Origin of the sequence: Streptomyces sp. NPDC002886 (genome assembly GCF_042888445.1) — a bacterium.
Lineage (GTDB): Bacteria > Actinomycetota > Actinomycetes > Streptomycetales > Streptomycetaceae > Streptomyces.
In genome coordinates this window covers 79,570-96,195 of record NZ_JBIAPV010000014.1, presented here as the reverse complement: position 1 = coordinate 96,195, position 16,626 = coordinate 79,570, and the positions used below count along the sequence as shown (strand labels likewise).

Sequence of the window (16,626 nt, the reverse complement as noted above, 5' to 3'; positions counted from 1 at the left end):
GGTGGCGAACGCCATCGCGTACGAGGGGGAGTTGCCGATGTCTGTCGGCGTACTGGCAGGGATTGTCGTGGGTGCGATCGCGGCCGCGATCGGCCTGTTCAAGCTCATGTGGCGGGTGGCCGAGCCCAACGAGGCGCTGGTCATCTCCGGCTCCGCGCACAAGACCGAGGGCATCGCGGAAGGCATGGGCTTCCGGATCGTCACCGGGCGGGGAACGATGGTGATGCCCGGCGTGCAGGCCGTGCGCAAGCTCTCGCTGGACCTCAACGAGACCCAGCTGAACGTGGACTGCGTGACCCACCAGGGCATTCCGCTGCGGGTCAAGGGCGTGGTCATCTTCAAGATCGGCGACGACTTCGTGTCCATCGCCAACGCGGCCCGCCGCTTCCTGGACCAGCAGAAGATGATGCCCGAGCGGGTGCACATCGTCTTCGCCGGCCATCTGCGGTCCATCGTGGGCGGGTTGACGGTCGAGGACATGATCCGTGACCGGGAGAAGCTGACCGGGCAGACCCGGGCGGCGTGCGGTACGGAGATGGAGAAGCTCGGCCTGATCGTCGACTCCCTCCAGATCCACGAGATCGAGGACCCGACGGGCTACATCAAGAACCTGGCGATGCCGCACGCGGCGGCCGTCCAGCGGGACGCGCGGATCGCCCAGGCGGACGCCAACCTGCGGGCCACCGAGGCCGAACAGGCCGCCTTCGCGCGGATGTCGGAGGCCACCCGGGACAGCGAGATCCTTCAGGCCGGCTACCAGGCCGAGCGGGACAAGGCGGCCGCGACGGCCCGGCAGGCGGGGCCGTTGTCGGAGGCGGCGGCGCGGCAGGAGGTCGTGGTCCAGGAGACCCGGGTGGCCGAGCTGGAGGCGCACCGGCGCGAGCAGCAGCTCCAGGCGGACGTGCGCAAGCCCGCGGACGCGGCGGCGTACGAGACCCGGACCCGGGCCGAGGCGGACCGCGACGCGCGCATCTCGGCGGCGCAAGCCAAGGCGAAGGAGACGGAGCTGGCGGCCGCGGCCGAGGCGACCCGCGTGACGACGGCCGCGGCGGCCGACGCGAAGGCCACGGAGGCGCGGGGGCTGGCGGCGGCGACCGCCACCCGTGCGACCGGTGAGGCGGAGGCGGCGGCGACCCAGGCCAAGGGCCTCGCGGAGGCGACGTCGGCGAAGGCGAACGGACTGGCGCAGGCGGAGGCCGCCAAGGCGAAGGGCCTCGCGGAGGCGGCGTCGATCCAGGCGCGGGCCGCCGCGCTGGCGGAGAACCAGGAGGCGGTGGTCGCGCAGCAGCTCGCCGAGAACTGGCCGGCGATCGTGGAGGCGGGGGCGGGTGCCTTCGGCAACGTGGAGCACATGATCTTGCTCAACGGGGCGGAGGGCATGTCGGAGATGTTCGCGAAGGCCCTCACGATGGGCGGCACGGGCCTGGGCCTGGCACGCCAACTCCTGTCGACGATGTCCCAGCCGACCCCGCCGGCCCAGCCGGGGGCGGCCCCGGTGAACGGCTCCTCCCCGTCGGATTCCCACCAGATCCCGATCCAGGGAGCCTGAGCGACCCGGAGGGTCAGGCCTTGGGGCGGCGCCGCAGGAGGCGCTTCGCGGCCAGGGTGATGGTGAGGGCCAGGAGCAGGACGAGGGCGCCCTTCGTGAAGCTGCCGGATTCGGGGGCCGCGGGGGCGCCCGGGGCCGGGGCGGGAGCCCCGGAGGCGGGGGCGGACCCCGAAGGGGACGGCTTCGCGGCCGGGGCCACCGGGACGGCGACGACCCGGCTGCCCACCCCCTCCGCGCCGAACATCAGCGTCGACCCGTCCGCCGTGTACGTCACGGACTCCGCCTGCCCCTGCCACGGCGCGGCCACCGCCTCCCCGTCCCCCGAGGGCCGCCCGTCCTTCCACGGGTACGTCCTCGCCCACAAGTACCCGCGCAGCACGAGCTGCCCCCCGTCCGGGGAGAACGCCCCGTCCGTGACCCAGGGGACGTCCCCGATCCGCCGGAAGGTGTTCGTACCGGAGGCGGACAGGGTGGCCGGGCCCTCGTAGAGCCCGCCGGCCTTCTCGTCCTTGCTCGCGATGTACACCCGCCCCGTCACCGGGTGCACCATCAGCGCCTCCGCGTTCCGCGGACCGTCGGCGTACTTCACGGTGAACTGCTCGGCCTTGAGCGTGGCGTCCCCGAGGGTCTTGGGCTCGGCGAAGCGGTAGATCCACACGTGGTTCCAGGAGCCGCCCAGGTTGTCGCCGATGTCGCCGACGTACAGCCGCCCGTCCGGGCCCAGCGAGATCCCCTCGACATCCCGGGGCTTGCCGATGCCCGTCAGGGTGATCCGGGCGACCGTCTTGCCGGTCGCGGAGTCCACGGCGTACACGTACGGGCCGTCGTCGCTGTCGTTGTGCGTCCAGTAGACGCCGGGGTGGATCCGGCTGGCCGCGAGCCCGCTCGACTCCTTGATCCGCGGGTCGGTGATCGTGAACCCGGACGCGGCGGACCCGGACGCGGCGGACCCGGACGCGGCGGCGGCCGAGGGCAGCAGGGCGAGAACGGCAGCGGCGGCGGTCAGGGGCAGCAGGTGCGGGCGCATGCCCCTACCCTGCCAGCCCGCCCCGCGTGTCCGGCATCACAGGCGCCGCGGCCCCCTTGATCCGCGAAGATGACCGGATGCGTTTCATGTTCGTCGGGGATTCCATGACCGTCGGATGCGCCGGCGACTACACCTGGCGCTACCGGATGTGGCAGCACCTCGACACCACCTTCGGCGGCCCGTACGAGATCGTCGGGCCCCGCGACGGGCTCTACGACGCCCGCGCGGACGCGCCGCCCAGCGATGCCTACGCCGACCCCGGCTTCCCCGCCGGGGCCCGCCGCCACCTCGCCGGCTGGGGCGAGGGCTGGCAGCACATGGCCCCGCTCATCGGGCCCGCCGCCGGCGCCGCCCGGGCCGACGTGCTGCTGGTCTCCCTCGGGCTGATCGACCTGGGCTTCTACACCGCGGCCGAGGGCACCGCCGACAACGTCCGCGCCTTCATCGCGGAGGCCCGCGCCGCCCGGCCCGGGATCCGGATGGTCCTGCTGCCCGTCATACCCAACATCAGGGCCCGGGACGACGCGCCCTTCGCGCGGCAGGTCGAGCTGTTCAACGAGCTCCTCGCCAAGGCCGTCGCAGACCTGTCGACCCCCGCCTCGCCGATCCTGCTGGCCGCGCGCCCGGAGGGGTACGACATCGACCGCGACACCTACGACGGCACGCACCCCAACGCCTCCGGCGAGCACCGCCTGGCCGGGGAGTTCGCGGCGGTCCTCCACCAGGCCTGGGGCCTGGGCGGCCCGTACCGCCCCCGCCGGGACACGTAACACGCGCTTCACGGGCGGGTCTTGCTTCGAGCGCACTCCAGGCAGTTGGCTAGTGGCCCATGGAGTACACGCAGCTCGGACGCACCGGTCTCAAGGTCAGCCGACTTGTCCTCGGCACCATGAACTTCGGCCCCCAGACGGGAGAGCCGGAGAGCCACGCCCTCATGGACACGGCTCTCGACGCCGGCATCAACTATTTCGACACGGCCAACGTGTACGGATGGGGCGAGAACAAGGGCCGTACCGAGGAGATCATCGGTACCTGGTTCGGCCAGGGCGGTGGCCGCCGGGAGAAGACGGTCCTCGCCACCAAGGTCTACGGGAGCATGGCCGCCGAGGGCGACCCGTGGCCCAACTACGACCGCCTGTCGGCCCTGAACATCCGGCGGGCCGTCGACGCCAGCCTCAAGCGCCTGAACACCGACTACATCGACATCTACCAGTTCCACCACGTGGACCGGCTGACGCCCTTCGAGGAGATCTGGCAGGCCGTCGAGGTCCTGATCCAGCAGGGCAAGGTGCTGTACGCGGGCTCCTCGAACTTCCCCGGCTGGAAGATCGCCCAGGCCAACGAGGCCGCGGCACGCTCGGGGCGGCTCGGCCTGGTCAGCGAGCAGTGCCTCTACAACCTCGCCGAGCGGCGGGCGGAGCTGGAGATCATCCCGGCGGCCGAGGCGTACGGGCTCGGCGTCATCCCGTGGTCCCCGCTGCACGGCGGGCTGCTGGGCGGAGCCATCCGCAAGGCGTCGGAATCGGGCCGGACGGCGACCGGCCGCTCGGCGGACGCGCTCGCGAACAGTTCCGTACGGGCGCAGGTTCAGGCGTACGAGGACCTGCTGGACAAGCACGGACTGGAGCCCGGCGAGGTCGCCCTGGCCTGGCTGCTGACGCGTCCCGGGGTCACGGGCCCGATCGTCGGGCCGCGTACGCCGGAGCAGCTCGCGTCCGCGCTGCGGGCGGTGGAGCTGGAGCTGTCGCCGGAGGTGCTGGCCGGGCTGGACGAGGTCTTCCCGGGTCCGGGTCCGGCTCCGGAGGCGTTCGCCTGGTAGGGACCGCCTCCCGGCCTACTGGCCCACGGCTGCGGCCACCGCCACCACGACGAACATCAGTACGAGCACACCGGCCATGACGCGGTTTCTGGTCTTGGGATCCACCCGTCGAGCCTAACGCGACCGGGCCCGCCCTTCGGACGGAGGGGCGGGCTCGCCCAGTTCCCAGGACCCGACGACCTCGTAGCGGGGCCGTTCGCCCGGGACCCCGGAGTCGGGCAGATTGCTGCGGACCAGGCTGAGCTCGCCGACCTGCCAGCCGGTGCCCTCGAAGGAGGCCAGGGCCGCGGAGTAGGGGCGGACGTCGTGCCGCTCGTCGCGGAGCCGGCCGAGGGTGAGGTGCGGGGTGTAGCGGTGGTGCTGCTCCATGGGCACCCCGGAGCGCCGGGCGGCGGCGTCGGCGCGCTCGGCGAGCATGCGCAGGGAGTCGAGGTCCCCGGCGGCGCCCGCCCACAGGGAGCGGTGGCCGAAGTGGCCGGAGCCGTGGATCCGCAGCGGGAAGGGCGCGCTGCGGGCCGCGGCGCGGGCGAGGCGCGTGTGGAGCTCGGGGAGCACCTCGTCGTGGACCTCGCCCATGAAGGCGAGCGTGAAGTGCCAGCCCGCCTCCGCGGTCCAGCGGAGGTGATCGTCGCGCAGGCCGCGCACGGCCTCGGACAGTTCCGAGAGGGCCGCCTCGGGCGGAATGACGGCTGCGAACAGTCTCATGGCCCGAGCCTAGTGGCGGGTGTCCGCTGCGGCGCCGTTGCCGGTGGGGCCGGATGAGCCCGGCCCCACCGGGGCGCCTACGCGGCGGTCGCCAGCTGGCGGCGGCGGTCCGAGGGGACGAAGGCGACGCCGTGGCGGTTCACGCTGAGGCGGAGGTTGCCGATGCGGGACAGGACGAGGCCGATGGTGACGGCGGCGGCCAGGGAGACCGCTCCGCCCGCGGCCATGCCGATCCGCGCCCCGTAGGTGTCCGTGACCCATCCGACCAGCGGGGCCCCGATGGGGGTGCCGCCGGTGAAGACCATCATGAACAGGGCCATCACCCGGCCCCGCATCTCGGGGTCGGTGGCCATCTGGACGCTGGAGTTGGCGGTGACGTTCACCGTCAGGCCGAAGACCCCGATGGGGACCAGCAGCGCCGCGAACAGCCAGAAGCTCGGCGCGAAGGCCGTCACCAGCAGGAGGACGGAGAAGAGCACGGCCGCCGCGACCAGCAGCCGCAGGCGGGACAGGCCCCGCCGGGCCGCCAGCAGCGCACCCGCCAGGGAGCCCGCCGCGATCAGCGTGTTGAACAGGCCGTACGTGCCCGCGTCGCCGTGGAAGACCTTGCTGACGAAGGCGGAGAGCCAGATCGGGAAGTTGAAGCCGAAGGTGCCGATGAATCCGACGAGCACGATCGGCCAGATCAGCTCGGGCCGCCCGGCGACGTAGCGCAGACCCTCACGGAGCTGGCCCTTCGCGCGGGGCTGGACCTCGACCTGGTGCAGTTCACGGGTCCGCATCAGCATCAGGGCCGCGATCGGCGCCGCGAAGGACAGGCCGTTGAGCAGGAACGCCCAGCCGGAGCCCACGGCGGTGATCAGGACGCCGGCGATGGCGGGGCCGACGAGTCGCGCGGACTGGAAGTTGGCCGAGTTCAGGCTGACCGCGTTGGCCACCTGGTCCTTGCCGACCATCTCGGAGACGAAGGTCTGGCGGGCCGGGTTGTCCACGACGGTGACCAGGCCGAGGAGGAAGGCGGCGAGGTAGACGTGCCAGACGTTGACGTGACCGGCGAGGGTGAGGACACCGAGGGCGAGGCCGGTGAGGCCCATCGCCGCCTGGGTGAACAGCAGCAGCGGGCGCTTGGGCAGCCGGTCGGCGAGTACGCCTCCGTAGAGGCCGAACAGCATCATCGGCAGGAACTGCAGCGCGATGGTGATGCCGACCGCGGACGCGGAGCCGGTCAGGGAGAGGACCAGCCAGTCCTGGGCGATGCGCTGCATCCAGGTCCCGGTGTTCGAGACGACCTGGCCGGTGGCGAAGAGCCGGTAGTTCCGGATCTTCAGCGAGCTGAACATGGAGTTCTTGCCCGGCGCGGGCCCGGCGGCGGCGCGCGTAGTGGTGGATGTGTGGCCGGGGGCGGAGTCTGCTCCGGGTCCCGTACTCAAAAGGGGTCGCCTCCTGGCGTCGTTCCTATAGGTGCGCGAGCTTGTCCAGGACGGGCGCGGCTTCGCGCAGCTTCGCCCATTCGTCCTCGGTCAGCCCGTCCGCGAGCCCGGCGAGGAAGGCGTTGCGCTTGCGACGGCTCTCTTCGAGCATCGCTTCGGCCTCCTCCGTCTGGCGGACCACCTTCTGGCGGCGGTCGTCGGGGTGCGGTTCCAGCGTGACCAGTCCCTTGGCTTCCAGCAACGCGACGATGCGCGTCATGGACGGCGGCTGCACGTGCTCGCGCCGGGCCAGCTCACCGGGGGTGGCCTGGCCGCAGCGGGCGAGGGTGCCGAGGACCGACATCTCGGTCGGGCTCAGCGATTCGTCGACGCGCTGGTGCTTGAGGCGCCGGCCCAGCCGCATGACGGCGGAGCGGAGGTCGTTCACGGCGGCTGCGTCGTCACCATGGGAAAGGTCATGCATGTATTTAGAGTAACTCATTACTCTACCTAAGGAACACCAGGTATCCGGCGTCACTCGTACGGGTGAGTCGGCTCCGGAAAGTGACACGCGTCCATGCCCTGTGCCCCGACTCTTTCGGCATGGGGACACATGTGCTGAGCATGCGCATAGACGGGGAGCTCCTCGACAGGCTCCGGACTCATGCCGCCAAACGAGGAATGAGCGTCCAGGACTATGTGGTCCGGACGCTCATTCGCGACGATTTCGACGAACGCTTCAAGGCGGCCGTCGACGAGACGGAGAAGTTCTACGGGGCTGCGTGAGCCGCGCCCCCGCGGGTACGGCCGAACGGGCTACGTGAGGCCCAGCGCCGGCATCGCGTAGTAGAAGACGAAGACCGCGGACACGACGTACATGGCCACCGGGACCTCGCGGCCCCGGCCGGTCGCCAGCCGCAGTACGGAGAAGGCCACGAAGCCGATGCCGATGCCGTTGGTGATCGAGTACGTGAACGGCATCATCACCATGGCCAGGAAGGCCGGGACGGCGATGGTGAAGTCGTTCCAGTCGATGTCCCTGACCGAGCCGGCCATGATCAGGAAGCCGACCGCGACGAGGGCGGGCGTGGCCGCCTGCGAGGGGACCATCGTGGCGAGCGGCGTGAGGAACAGCGACACGGTGAACAGGCCGCCGGTCACGATGTTCGCGAGGCCGGTCCTGGCCCCCTCGCCGACGCCCGCGGTGGACTCCACGAAGCAGGTGGTGGCCGAGGAGGAGGAGGCGCCGCCCGCGGCGACGGCCATGCCGTCGACGAACAGCACCCGGTTGATGCCGGGGAAGGAGCCGTCCGGCTTCGTCAGCTTCGCCTCGTCGCCGACGCCGAGGATGGTGCCCATGGCGTCGAAGAAGCAGGACAGCAGCACGGTGAAGACGAACAGGATGCCCGTCAGCATCCCGACCTTCCCGAAGCCGCCGAACAGGCTGACCTGACCGATCAGGCCGAAGTCGGGCGCGGCCACCGGGTTGCCCGGCCACTCCGGGACCGTCAGGCCCCAGGCGGCGTCCGGGAGCTTGGTGATCAGCTGGATCGCCAGGGCGGCGACGGTCATGGCCACGATGGAGATCAGGATCGCGCCGGGGGTCTTGCGGATGATCAGGGTCAGCGTCAGCAGGACGCCGACCACGAAGATCAGGACGGGCCAGCCGTGGAGGTGGCCGTTGCTGCCGAGCTGGATCGGGACCGTGGTGTGCGCGACGTCGGGGATGCGGGTGACGAAGCCCGAGTCGACCAGGCCGATCAGCAGGATGAACAGGCCGATGCCGATCGCGATGCCCTTGCGCAGGCCGAGCGGGACGGCGTTCATGACCCGCTCGCGCAGGCCGGTGGCGACCAGCAGCATCACCACGAAGCCGGCCAGGACCACCATGCCCATGGCGTCGGGCCAGCTCATGCGCGGGGCGAGCTGGAGGGCGACGACGGTGTTGACGCCGAGGCCGGCCGCCAGTGCGATCGGGACGTTGCCGATCACGCCCATCAGCAGGGTGGTGAAGGCCGCGGTCAGCACGGTGGCGGTGACCAGCTGGCCGCCGTCGAGCTGGTTGCCGTACATGTCCTTCGCGCTGCCCAGGATGATCGGGTTCAGCACGATGATGTAGGCCATCGCGAAGAAGGTGGCGAACCCGCCGCGGACCTCGCGGCCGATGGTCGAGCCGCGCTCGGAGATCTTGAAGTAGCGGTCCACGGGGGCCGTCGTGCTCATGGGGGTCCTGGTCCTCAGTGGTGGTTTCATACGACGAAAACGGGCCAAGCCCAAACCGTTTCAGTATGAACACATGAACGAAGGGGCGTCTATCTCCGCGCGTAGACCCTGAGCCGACCGGCCTAGACTTGTCCCCATGGCGAAATGGACTGCGACGCACGAGGCCCCCGAGCCCCTGGAGGGCCCGATCGTCGGCACCGTGACCGGTGGCACGATCATCTGGTTCGCCCTCTTCCTCTTTCAGCTCCCCTTCTACGGGTGGTTCGCGGACCGGGGCATGCTGTGGTGGGTCTGGACCTGCGCCGTCGGCGGGGTCCTCGGCCTGATCGGCCTCTGGTACGTCCGCGGCCGCGATGCCGCCCTGAAGCGGCACGCCCTTGAGCTGGCCGCTCGCGGCGAAGCCCCCGGGGCGGGTCCGGCGCCCCACGCGGGCTAGCGCCCGGCATCCCCCGCGCTGCCTGGGCCGGTGCCCGCGGCCGTGCGGGTCCGCTGTGGCTGGGCGCGCAGTTCCCCGCGCCCGGGCGGCCCGCCTCGCGGGCCATGAGGGGGTACCCGAGGAGGATTCGACTCATCCGGAAGTCGGATCTTCGTATCTTTCGGCGGGTGAGTGGGGGAATCGCCCCTTAACGTCGGAACCATGACGGAGCGGGCGCAGATCGAATCAGAGGGACCGGAGCCGGGCGCCGGCGCCGGCCCCGCACCAGCCGGGACCGCCATCGACGCGGGGGCCGAGCTCGATCCCGTCCACCCGGTCAAGCCACCCGCACCCCGGTTCAAGCCGGCAGGCCTCAGCACCGCCGAAGTCGCCGAGCGCGTCGCCCGCGGAGCCGTCAACGACGTGCCCGTTCGCAGCAGCCGCTCCACGTCCGAGATCGTCCGCGCCAACGTCTTCACCCGCTTCAACGCCATCATCGGCGTGCTCTGGGTGGTCATGTTCTTCGTCGCGCCGATCCAGGACAGCCTCTTCGGCTTCGTGATCATCGCGAACACCGGCATCGGCATCATCCAGGAGATGCGCGCCAAGAAGACCCTGGACAGCCTCGCCGTCATCGGCGAGGCCAAGCCCAGCGTCCGCCGGGACGGCCGCACCGCCGAGATCTCCACCTCCGAGATCGTCCTCGACGACGTCATCGAGCTCGGCCCCGGCGACAAGGTCGTCGTCGACGGGCTCGTCGGCGAGGCCGACGGCCTGGAGATCGACGAATCCCTCCTCACCGGCGAGGCCGACCCGGTCCTGAAGAAGCCCGGCGACCCGGTCATGTCCGGGTCGTTCGTCGTCGCCGGCGGCGGCGCCTTCACCGCCACCAAGGTCGGCCGCGAGGCCTACGCCGCCCAGCTCGCCGAAGAGGCCTCCCGGTTCACGCTCGTCCACTCCGAGCTGCGCTCCGGCATTTCCACCATCCTCAAGTACGTCACCTGGATGATGATCCCGACCTCCATCGGCCTGATCATCAGCCAGCTGATCGTCAAGGACAAGAACCTCAAGGACGCCATCGCCCGCACCGTCGGCGGCATCGTCCCGATGATCCCCGAAGGCCTCGTCCTCCTCACCTCCGTCGCCTTCGCCATCGGCGTCATCCGGCTCGGCCGCAAGCAGTGCCTGGTGCAGGAGCTGCCCGCCATCGAGGGGCTCGCCCGCGTCGACGTGGTCTGCCTCGACAAGACCGGCACCCTCACCGAGGGCGGCATGGACGTCACCGAGTGCCGCCCGCTCGGCGGCGCGGACGCCGCGTACGTCAAGAAGGTCCTCGGCGCGCTCGGCGAGAGCGACCCGCGACCCAACGCGAGCCTCCAGGCGATCATCGACGCCTACCCCGACAGCGCCGAGTGGCGCTGCACCGAATCGCTGCCCTTCTCCTCCGCCCGCAAGTACAGCGGCGCCAGCTTCAGCGAGGGCGACGGCGAGAACAACACCTGGCTGCTCGGCGCCCCCGACGTGCTGCTCCCGGCCGGGGACCCGGCCCTGGAGGAGATCAACGAGCTCAACGAACAGGGCCTACGGGTCCTCCTGCTGGGCCGGGCCGCCCGTGAACTCGACGACCCGGCCGTGGCCACCGGGGTCAAGCCGACCGCCCTGGTCGTCCTGGAGCAGCGGCTGCGCCCCGACGCCGCCGACACCCTGCGCTACTTCGAGGACCAGGGCGTCAAGGCCAAGGTCATCTCCGGGGACAACGCCGTCTCGGTCGGCGCGGTCGCCGGCAAGCTGGGCCTGCCCGGTGCCGAGAACACCGTCGACGCCCGCAAGCTGCCCACCGAACAGGGCGCCATGGCCGAGGTGCTCGACCAGAACGCCGTCTTCGGGCGGGTCACCCCGCAGCAGAAGCGCGACATGGTCGCCGCCCTCCAGTCCCGGGGCCACACGGTCGCGATGACCGGCGACGGGGTCAACGACGTGCTCGCGCTCAAGGACGCCGACATCGGCGTCTCGATGGGCTCCGGCTCGGAGGCCACCCGGGCCGTCGCGCAGATCGTGCTCCTCAACAACAGCTTCTCCACCCTGCCCTCGGTGGTCGCCGAGGGCCGCCGGGTCATCGGCAACATCACCCGCGTCGCCACCCTCTTCCTCACGAAGACGGTCTACTCGGTGCTGCTGGCCGTCCTGGTGGTCTGCTCCCAGGTCGAGTACCCGTTCCTGCCGCGCCACCTGACGCTGCTGTCCACGCTGACCATCGGCATCCCGGCCTTCTTCCTCGCTCTGGCGCCGAACAAGGAGCGGGCCAAGCCGCACTTCGTGAAACGCGTGATGCGGTACGCGATCCCGGGAGGCGTCATCGCCGCCGTCTCCTGCTTCGTGACCTACGTGATCGCCCGCCACCACTACTCCGGCCCCGACGCCCTCAAGGCCGAGACCAGTGCCGCGACGCTCGCGCTGTTCCTGACCTCGATGTGGGTGCTGGCGATCATCGCCCGCCCGTACACCTGGTGGCGGGTCGGCCTGGTCGGCGCGATGGGCCTGGCGTTCCTGATCGTGCTCGTCGTGCCCTGGCTCCAGGACTTCTTCCAGCTCAAGCTGGAGGGCGCCGTGATGCCGTGGACCGCCGTCGGCATCGCCGCCGTGGCGGCCGTCCTGATCGAGTTCACCTTCCGGTGGGTGGACCGGAGGTTCCCGGCGTAGGTTCACCCCCGTGGCTCACTCCCACGAGGGATCGACAGGTGGGCCGCACCAGTTTCATAGTTGGACTATGGCAATGAAGAAGGTCACCGTCACCCTGCCGGCAGAGGTGTTCGAGAGCATCAAGGAGCGCGTGTCCGCCCGAGGGGTGTCCGCGTACGTGGCCGCCGCCGTCGAGCGCAGAATCGCGCAGGACAAGCTGCATGAACTGTCGGACCATTTGGAGCAGGAGTACGGGCCGGTAAGCGACGAGGCGTACGACTCGGTACTCGACCGGATCGAGGCCATCGACGCCTGGTATGAAGAGCGCCGGACCGGGGTGCCGGCCCAGCAGCCCGAACCAGGACGGCAGGCTGCCGCGTGACCCCCCGGGTCAACCGGCGGGTCGTGCCCGCGCCGCGTACGTTCGTCTTCGACTGCGAGGCGCTCTCCCGAGCGGTGCGCGGCGACGAGGTCTTGTCGGCCTATGTGAAGGCTGCGGCGCACAGTGATGTCCGGGTGGTGACCTCTGGACTCACGACCCTGGAGGCCTGGGATCCGAAGGCGGGTGTGCTGCCCAAGACCTGGGACTGGACCTTGTCCAGGATGGAGGTCGTCCACACGAATGACGCCATGATCGCCACCGCGCGTTCCCTCCTGAAGGAGGCGAGGCTGCATGGTCACAAGTACGCGATCGATGCCGTTCTCGGCTCCGTCGCGCTCGAGGCCGCAGGCCGGGGAGACCGCGTCATTGTGCTGACTTCGGATGCCGACGACTTGCGGCGGCTGCTCGGTGATCACCCGGTGTGGGTCGAGCCCATTTGATCCTCATGCCGCCAAGTCGAGGTCCCGCTCCGCGCGCATCGCGATCCGGCCGCGCAGGCCCAGGATCGCCGCCGCGGCGAGGAGGCCCGCGATGAGGGAGCCCCACCACAGGACCGCCGGGCCGACCCCGGTGTACAGGGCGACGCCCGCCGTCAGGGCGGAGAAGCGGGCCGTGCCCCAGGTCCAGCTGAAGGCGCCCTGGTAGCGGCCGCGGGCGTCCGCCGGGGCCAGGTCGGCCACCAGCGAAGCCGCGATGCCGGCCACGGCCACCTCGCCGAGCGACCAGACGACCACCGAGACCACGTACCCGGTGACGGAGTCCGCGACCCCGGTCAGCGCCACCCCGGCGGCGACCAGGACGCTGCCCGCGGCCAGCACCGGCAGCTGCGGCAGCCCCGACAGGCGGGTGGTCACGAACGGCTGCAGGGCCACCACCAGGACGGCGTTGACCGCGGCCAGGGCCCCGTACACGGCCGGCGAGAGGCCGCTGTCGCGGACGGCCAGCGGCAGCGCCACCTCGGTCAGCGAGTACACGAACAGCTGGATGCCGAGCAGCGGGAGCAGCAGCATCATCAGCCGGTCGCGCAGGACGACCCCGTAGCCCAGGCCCGAGGCCTTGGTCGGGGCGGTGCGGGCCGGCTCGCGCAGCCGGGTCGCGACCACGGTCGCGTAGACGAGGGCGGAACCGGCGTCGACGGCGAAGAGCAGCCAGTACCCGTGCGCGGCGAGGAAACCGCCGAGGACACCGGCGACGGCCGTGCCGATGTTCACGCCCCAGTTGAACAGGGCGTACGCGCGCTGCCGCCACCCGGTGTCCACCGAGTCGGCGAGCAGCGCGAACGCGGCGGGCCCCACGGTGGCTCCGGCGGTGCTGAGGAGCAGCGCGGAGACGGCCATCGTCCAGAGCCCGGGGGCCAGGAACAGGGCTCCCTGGGCGACGGCGGAGCCGATGAGCCCGATCAGCATGGTCGGGCGGCGGCCGATCCGGTCGGCGAGCAGTCCGCCGAGGGCCGGGCCGAGCAGGTGGCCGGCGCCCAGCGCGCCGAGGACGAAGGAGATGTCGGAGCCGGTGATGCCCCGGTCGGCGAGGAGGAAGACCAGGAACGGGGTGACGAGGTAGCCGAGCCGGTTGACGACCGTACCGGCGAAGAGGGTCCAGACGAGGGGCGGGAGTCCGCGGAAGGAGGAGGGCATGAGAGGAGCCTGCGGGGGGACGGCCGCGGGTCCTATTGATTAAGGTGGGGCCGAATCCAACGGGCGGCGGCGGGGGTACGCGGAACCATGGAATACGAACTGAACTTCTCGGCCGCCGATTTGGCGCAGACCCGCTTCTCGGTGTCCCCGATGTGGGAGGTCGTCACCAGCTTCCGGCTGCTGCACGCGGAGACCGACCCGCCGCTGCACCGCCGCTGGGCCGCCCAGGTGCGGCCCCGGCTGCTGAGCGCGGGCCTGGACCGGGGCTGGCTCGCCGCCCTGATCCCGGGCGGCGGCTACCTCGCGGACTTCCTCAACCCGACCCCGGCCGGCCCCTTCCCCGAACTGGACGAAGAGCTCGCGGCCATCCGCGCCTGCGGCCCGGACAACGTGCGCGCCGACCTGGCGACGATCGCGACGAAGAACCGGCCGGTCGCGCGCCTGAGGCTGCTCCACGAGGACCCCGAAGCCGTACTGGAGAAGGTCACCGACGAGATCCGGACCTACTGGGAACTCGCGCTCGCCCCCTACTGGCCCCGGATCCGCCAGCTGCTCGAAGCCGACGTGTTCCACCGGGCCCGGCAGGTCGCCGAGCACGGCTCCGCCCACGTCCTCAACGAGCTCCACTCCACCGTGACCTGGGACTCGGGCACCCTGCGCATGGTCCGCCGGGCCTGCGCGCTGACCCGCGCCCAGACCGGGCCCGGACTGCTGCTGGTGCCCTCCGCCTTCGCCTGGCCGCGGGTCCTGACCCGCTCGGTGGCCCCCGATCCGCTCCAACTGGCCTACCCGGCACGGGGGATCGGCGGTCTCTGGGAGCCCCGCGCGACCAAGGCCACCGACGCGGTGGCCGCCGTACTGGGCCGCTCCCGGACCCTGCTGCTCGCCGAGCTCGACACCCCGGCCTCCACCACCCAACTGGCCCGCCACAGCGGCCTGTCCGCCGCGGCGGTCTCCCAGCACCTCACGGCGCTGCGCGACGCGGGCCTGGTCACCGGCCACCGCGCCGGCCGTTCGGTGCTGTACGCCCGAACGGCCATCGCGGACGCGCTGCTCACGCCGGTGGGGTGAGCAGCGTTATGGAGTGACGGCGACCTCGTCCACGCGGCTCACCGAGTAGAGGTGGGTGGCGTCGGCCCGGAAGTAGCGGGCCTTCCAGGAACCGGTCCGGGAGGCGGTGAAGCTCTTGGTGAAGGTGCCGTCGGCGGCGGTCTTGGAGTTGCCCATCATCTTCCAGGTGGTGGTTCCGGCCGGGCGGAAGTAGTAGTGGACGGTCTGGCCGGCGAGGGGCTTCCACGTCGGGTCGGCGTGCTTCAGCTTGCCGGTGACCGTGATGGGCTTGCCCTTCTTGACCGGTTCGGGCGCGGCGTTGAACTCCGGGATCGACGTCAGCGTCCGCTGCGGGATCTCGACGGCCTTCGACTCGGATCCGCGGATGGCCGTGGTGCCGGCGTAGCGCAGCCGGACGAAGCCCGGGCCCGTGCCGGGCACCCGCGCCTCGATGAGATCGGCGGACGGGGCGGGGACGTCCACGGTCGCGCGGGTGGTCCAGCCGGTCTTGCCGTCAGGCGACTGCTGGACCTCGACCTTCAGGGTCTTGACCGAGTCCGGGATGGCGGCCCGCTTGAACGAGGCCCTCGCGGTGACCCTCTTGTACTGGTCCATGTCGACGGAGAATTCCGAGAAGGAGGTACCGGCCGTGGTGTCCAGCCACACCTGCTGGGACGGAGACTTCAGCCACGGTCCGGCCGCGGTGACGCTCAGGCTCCGGTCTCCGTCGAACAAGACCGTGTGGCTGAACCGGCCGGCGGCGTCCGTGCGCTCGGCGGATCCGCTGCCCCCGGTGTCGGCCCCGGCGGGCACCGGCTTCCACGTGCCGTCGGGAGCCTCCCAGGTGACGGCGCCGCTGATCTTGCCGTAGGTGGCGTAGGGGCCGGACACGGTCGGGGAGTCCATGGTGATGCGCGCGTTGATGGTGTCCACCTCGACCCACAGGGAGTCCTTGACCTTGACTCCGTCCACCTGGGTCGCGAGGTCGATGGGGGTCTGGTGCCAGGTCTCGTCGAACCACGAGCCGTGCTCGAAACCGGTGACCGTGACGTCGGAGGCGAAGTGACCCTGCGCGTCCGTCACCAGGGCGGTGGTGACCCCGCCGGTCTCGGCCGTGAACGCGGCGCCCGCGTAGGGCTTGCGGGTGTCGGTGCTGGGGTCGTAGACCTTGATGTCACCCGAGAGCACCGTCTCCCGGTCTGCCTGGGAGATGTGGTCGGAGGCCTTCACGTTCTCGAAGTACGGTCGGATCCGGTAGTTCAGGGTGGCCCGGTCCTTGTGCAGGATGGTCTCGCCCTTGGTGCCGGTGTACTGCAGGTCCACGGTGTACTCGCCGAGCGCGGGGAGCTTGGGCACGTCCGCTTCCACGTCGTAGAGGCTGTCGCACTCGAACCCGCACTGGTCGGGTACGTCCTTGAACTCCGTGAGGGTGGCGACCCGGGTGCTCTGGCCCTTCTTGCGCAGGTGGACCTTGAGGTTCTTGGGCCCGCTCTCGGGCGGCGTGTTGTCGCTCCACAGCCTGATCTTCTCGTCCTTGGCGCTCGTGTAGAGCGACCCGGGCTGGAAGGGGTCCTCGGCGTGGGCGGCCGTGGGCAGGGCCAGTACGGCCGCCATGGCGGTCATGGTGCAGAGCGCGGCACCGAAACGCAGCTTCATTCGTCCCCCCGGAGATTCGTTCAACGATCACCCAAGGGGACTGCCCAGCCCGCCCGATGGTTGTACGGGCGGGCCGGC

The 16,626-nt window shown here is 71.1% G+C and carries 16 protein-coding genes; 9 read left to right on the top strand and 7 right to left on the bottom strand.

Translation table 11 applies throughout. The annotated features are described in order from the left end of the window. Nucleotides 1–37 precede the first annotated feature (37 nt). Nucleotides 38–1,549, top strand: coding sequence for an SPFH domain-containing protein (locus ACFYYB_RS38240; protein ID WP_389442566.1), 1,512 nt, complete (start codon nt 38–40; stop codon nt 1,547–1,549). Between the two features lie 13 nt (nt 1,550–1,562). Here ACFYYB_RS38240 and ACFYYB_RS38235 read toward each other — a convergent pair whose 3' ends face one another. Beyond that, a complete protein-coding gene (locus ACFYYB_RS38235; RefSeq protein ID WP_389442563.1) occupies nt 1,563–2,576 on the bottom strand; it encodes a WD40 repeat domain-containing protein in 1,014 nt (337 codons plus the stop codon). A 77-nt stretch (nt 2,577–2,653) separates the two neighbouring features. Here ACFYYB_RS38235 and ACFYYB_RS38230 point away from each other — a divergent pair, with 77 nt between their 5' ends. After that, nucleotides 2,654–3,346: a GDSL-type esterase/lipase family protein gene (locus tag ACFYYB_RS38230; protein WP_389442560.1), complete on the top strand. Its 693-nt coding sequence runs from the start codon at nt 2,654–2,656 to the stop codon at nt 3,344–3,346. A 59-nt stretch (nt 3,347–3,405) separates the two neighbouring features. Beyond that, nucleotides 3,406–4,395, top strand: coding sequence for an aldo/keto reductase (locus ACFYYB_RS38225; protein ID WP_266907522.1), 990 nt, complete (start codon nt 3,406–3,408; stop codon nt 4,393–4,395). Nucleotides 4,396–4,509: 114 nt separating this feature from the next. Here the strand turns inward: ACFYYB_RS38225 and thpR are convergent, their stop codons facing one another. The 3 genes from thpR to ACFYYB_RS38210 all read right to left on the bottom strand — a co-directional run bounded on the left by thpR (nt 4,510) and on the right by ACFYYB_RS38210 (nt 6,993). Beyond that, nucleotides 4,510–5,100, bottom strand: coding sequence for an RNA 2',3'-cyclic phosphodiesterase (thpR, locus tag ACFYYB_RS38220; protein ID WP_389442556.1), 591 nt, complete (start codon nt 5,098–5,100; stop codon nt 4,510–4,512). A gap of 77 nt (nt 5,101–5,177) precedes the next feature. After that, nucleotides 5,178–6,530 (bottom strand): MFS transporter, encoded by a 1,353-nt coding sequence (locus ACFYYB_RS38215; RefSeq protein WP_389442554.1) that lies wholly within the window; start codon nt 6,528–6,530, stop codon nt 5,178–5,180. A 25-nt stretch (nt 6,531–6,555) separates the two neighbouring features. Next, a complete protein-coding gene (locus ACFYYB_RS38210) occupies nt 6,556–6,993 on the bottom strand; it encodes a MarR family transcriptional regulator (RefSeq protein ID WP_327306090.1) in 438 nt (145 codons plus the stop codon). A 119-nt stretch (nt 6,994–7,112) separates the two neighbouring features. Here ACFYYB_RS38210 and ACFYYB_RS38205 point away from each other — a divergent pair, with 119 nt between their 5' ends. Continuing rightward, on the top strand, nt 7,113–7,295 hold the full coding sequence (locus tag ACFYYB_RS38205) for a BrnA antitoxin family protein (protein ID WP_250747478.1): 183 nt from the start codon (nt 7,113–7,115) through the stop codon (nt 7,293–7,295). 30 nt (nt 7,296–7,325) lie between these two features. On the opposite strand, the gene ACFYYB_RS38200 is transcribed toward ACFYYB_RS38205, so the two are convergent. Beyond that, nucleotides 7,326–8,732 carry an NCS2 family permease gene (locus ACFYYB_RS38200; protein WP_389442550.1) on the bottom strand — a complete coding sequence of 469 codons (1,407 nt, stop codon included), beginning with the start codon at nt 8,730–8,732 and terminating at the stop codon, nt 7,326–7,328. A gap of 136 nt (nt 8,733–8,868) precedes the next feature. Here ACFYYB_RS38200 and ACFYYB_RS38195 point away from each other — a divergent pair, with 136 nt between their 5' ends. The 4 genes from ACFYYB_RS38195 (at nt 8,869) to ACFYYB_RS38180 (ending at nt 12,648) form a co-directional block, all read left to right on the top strand. After that, nucleotides 8,869–9,168, top strand: a complete 300-nt coding sequence (locus ACFYYB_RS38195) for a DUF2530 domain-containing protein (RefSeq protein ID WP_389442547.1) — start codon at nt 8,869–8,871, stop codon at nt 9,166–9,168. A 201-nt stretch (nt 9,169–9,369) separates the two neighbouring features. Further along, nucleotides 9,370–11,847: an HAD-IC family P-type ATPase gene (locus ACFYYB_RS38190; RefSeq protein WP_389442545.1), complete on the top strand. Its 2,478-nt coding sequence runs from the start codon at nt 9,370–9,372 to the stop codon at nt 11,845–11,847. Nucleotides 11,848–11,914: 67 nt separating this feature from the next. Then, nucleotides 11,915–12,208 (top strand): hypothetical protein, encoded by a 294-nt coding sequence (locus tag ACFYYB_RS38185; RefSeq protein ID WP_389442542.1) that lies wholly within the window; start codon nt 11,915–11,917, stop codon nt 12,206–12,208. Continuing rightward, a complete protein-coding gene (locus tag ACFYYB_RS38180) occupies nt 12,205–12,648 on the top strand; it encodes a hypothetical protein (RefSeq protein ID WP_389442539.1) in 444 nt (147 codons plus the stop codon). Before ACFYYB_RS38185 ends, ACFYYB_RS38180 begins: the two co-directional genes overlap by 4 nt. A 3-nt stretch (nt 12,649–12,651) precedes the next feature. Here the strand turns inward: ACFYYB_RS38180 and ACFYYB_RS38175 are convergent, their stop codons facing one another. Continuing rightward, nucleotides 12,652–13,842, bottom strand: coding sequence for an MFS transporter (locus ACFYYB_RS38175; RefSeq protein ID WP_389442536.1), 1,191 nt, complete (start codon nt 13,840–13,842; stop codon nt 12,652–12,654). 87 nt (nt 13,843–13,929) lie between these two features. Between ACFYYB_RS38175 and ACFYYB_RS38170 the strand changes: the two genes are divergently transcribed. Continuing rightward, nucleotides 13,930–14,913 carry a DUF5937 family protein gene (locus ACFYYB_RS38170; protein WP_389442533.1) on the top strand — a complete coding sequence of 328 codons (984 nt, stop codon included), beginning with the start codon at nt 13,930–13,932 and terminating at the stop codon, nt 14,911–14,913. Nucleotides 14,914–14,919: 6 nt separating this feature from the next. Here the strand turns inward: ACFYYB_RS38170 and ACFYYB_RS38165 are convergent, their stop codons facing one another. Continuing rightward, the gene (locus ACFYYB_RS38165; RefSeq protein ID WP_389442530.1) at nt 14,920–16,548 is read right to left on the bottom strand and encodes a hypothetical protein; all 1,629 of its coding nucleotides are present in this window, start codon (nt 16,546–16,548) and stop codon (nt 14,920–14,922) included. Nucleotides 16,549–16,626: the final 78 nt, after the last annotated feature.

Excerpts from the sequence above, each read along its gene's own strand:
- thpR (WP_389442556.1), bottom strand. The coding sequence starts at position 5,100 with ATGAGACTGTTCGCAGCCGTCATTCCGCCCGAGGCGGCCCTCTCGGAA.
- ACFYYB_RS38205 (WP_250747478.1), top strand. The coding sequence starts at position 7,113 with ATGGGGACACATGTGCTGAGCATGCGCATAGACGGGGAGCTCCTCGAC.
- ACFYYB_RS38185 (WP_389442542.1), top strand. The coding sequence starts at position 11,915 with ATGGCAATGAAGAAGGTCACCGTCACCCTGCCGGCAGAGGTGTTCGAG.
- ACFYYB_RS38190 (WP_389442545.1), top strand. The coding sequence starts at position 9,370 with ATGACGGAGCGGGCGCAGATCGAATCAGAGGGACCGGAGCCGGGCGCC.
- ACFYYB_RS38170 (WP_389442533.1), top strand. The coding sequence starts at position 13,930 with ATGGAATACGAACTGAACTTCTCGGCCGCCGATTTGGCGCAGACCCGC.
- ACFYYB_RS38240 (WP_389442566.1), top strand. The coding sequence starts at position 38 with ATGTCTGTCGGCGTACTGGCAGGGATTGTCGTGGGTGCGATCGCGGCC.
- ACFYYB_RS38235 (WP_389442563.1), bottom strand. The coding sequence starts at position 2,576 with ATGCGCCCGCACCTGCTGCCCCTGACCGCCGCCGCTGCCGTTCTCGCC.
- ACFYYB_RS38165 (WP_389442530.1), bottom strand. The coding sequence starts at position 16,548 with ATGAAGCTGCGTTTCGGTGCCGCGCTCTGCACCATGACCGCCATGGCG.
- ACFYYB_RS38195 (WP_389442547.1), top strand. The coding sequence starts at position 8,869 with ATGGCGAAATGGACTGCGACGCACGAGGCCCCCGAGCCCCTGGAGGGC.
- ACFYYB_RS38175 (WP_389442536.1), bottom strand. The coding sequence starts at position 13,842 with ATGCCCTCCTCCTTCCGCGGACTCCCGCCCCTCGTCTGGACCCTCTTC.
- ACFYYB_RS38225 (WP_266907522.1), top strand. The coding sequence starts at position 3,406 with ATGGAGTACACGCAGCTCGGACGCACCGGTCTCAAGGTCAGCCGACTT.
- ACFYYB_RS38230 (WP_389442560.1), top strand. The coding sequence starts at position 2,654 with ATGCGTTTCATGTTCGTCGGGGATTCCATGACCGTCGGATGCGCCGGC.
- ACFYYB_RS38210 (WP_327306090.1), bottom strand. The coding sequence starts at position 6,993 with ATGCATGACCTTTCCCATGGTGACGACGCAGCCGCCGTGAACGACCTC.
- ACFYYB_RS38200 (WP_389442550.1), bottom strand. The coding sequence starts at position 8,732 with ATGAGCACGACGGCCCCCGTGGACCGCTACTTCAAGATCTCCGAGCGC.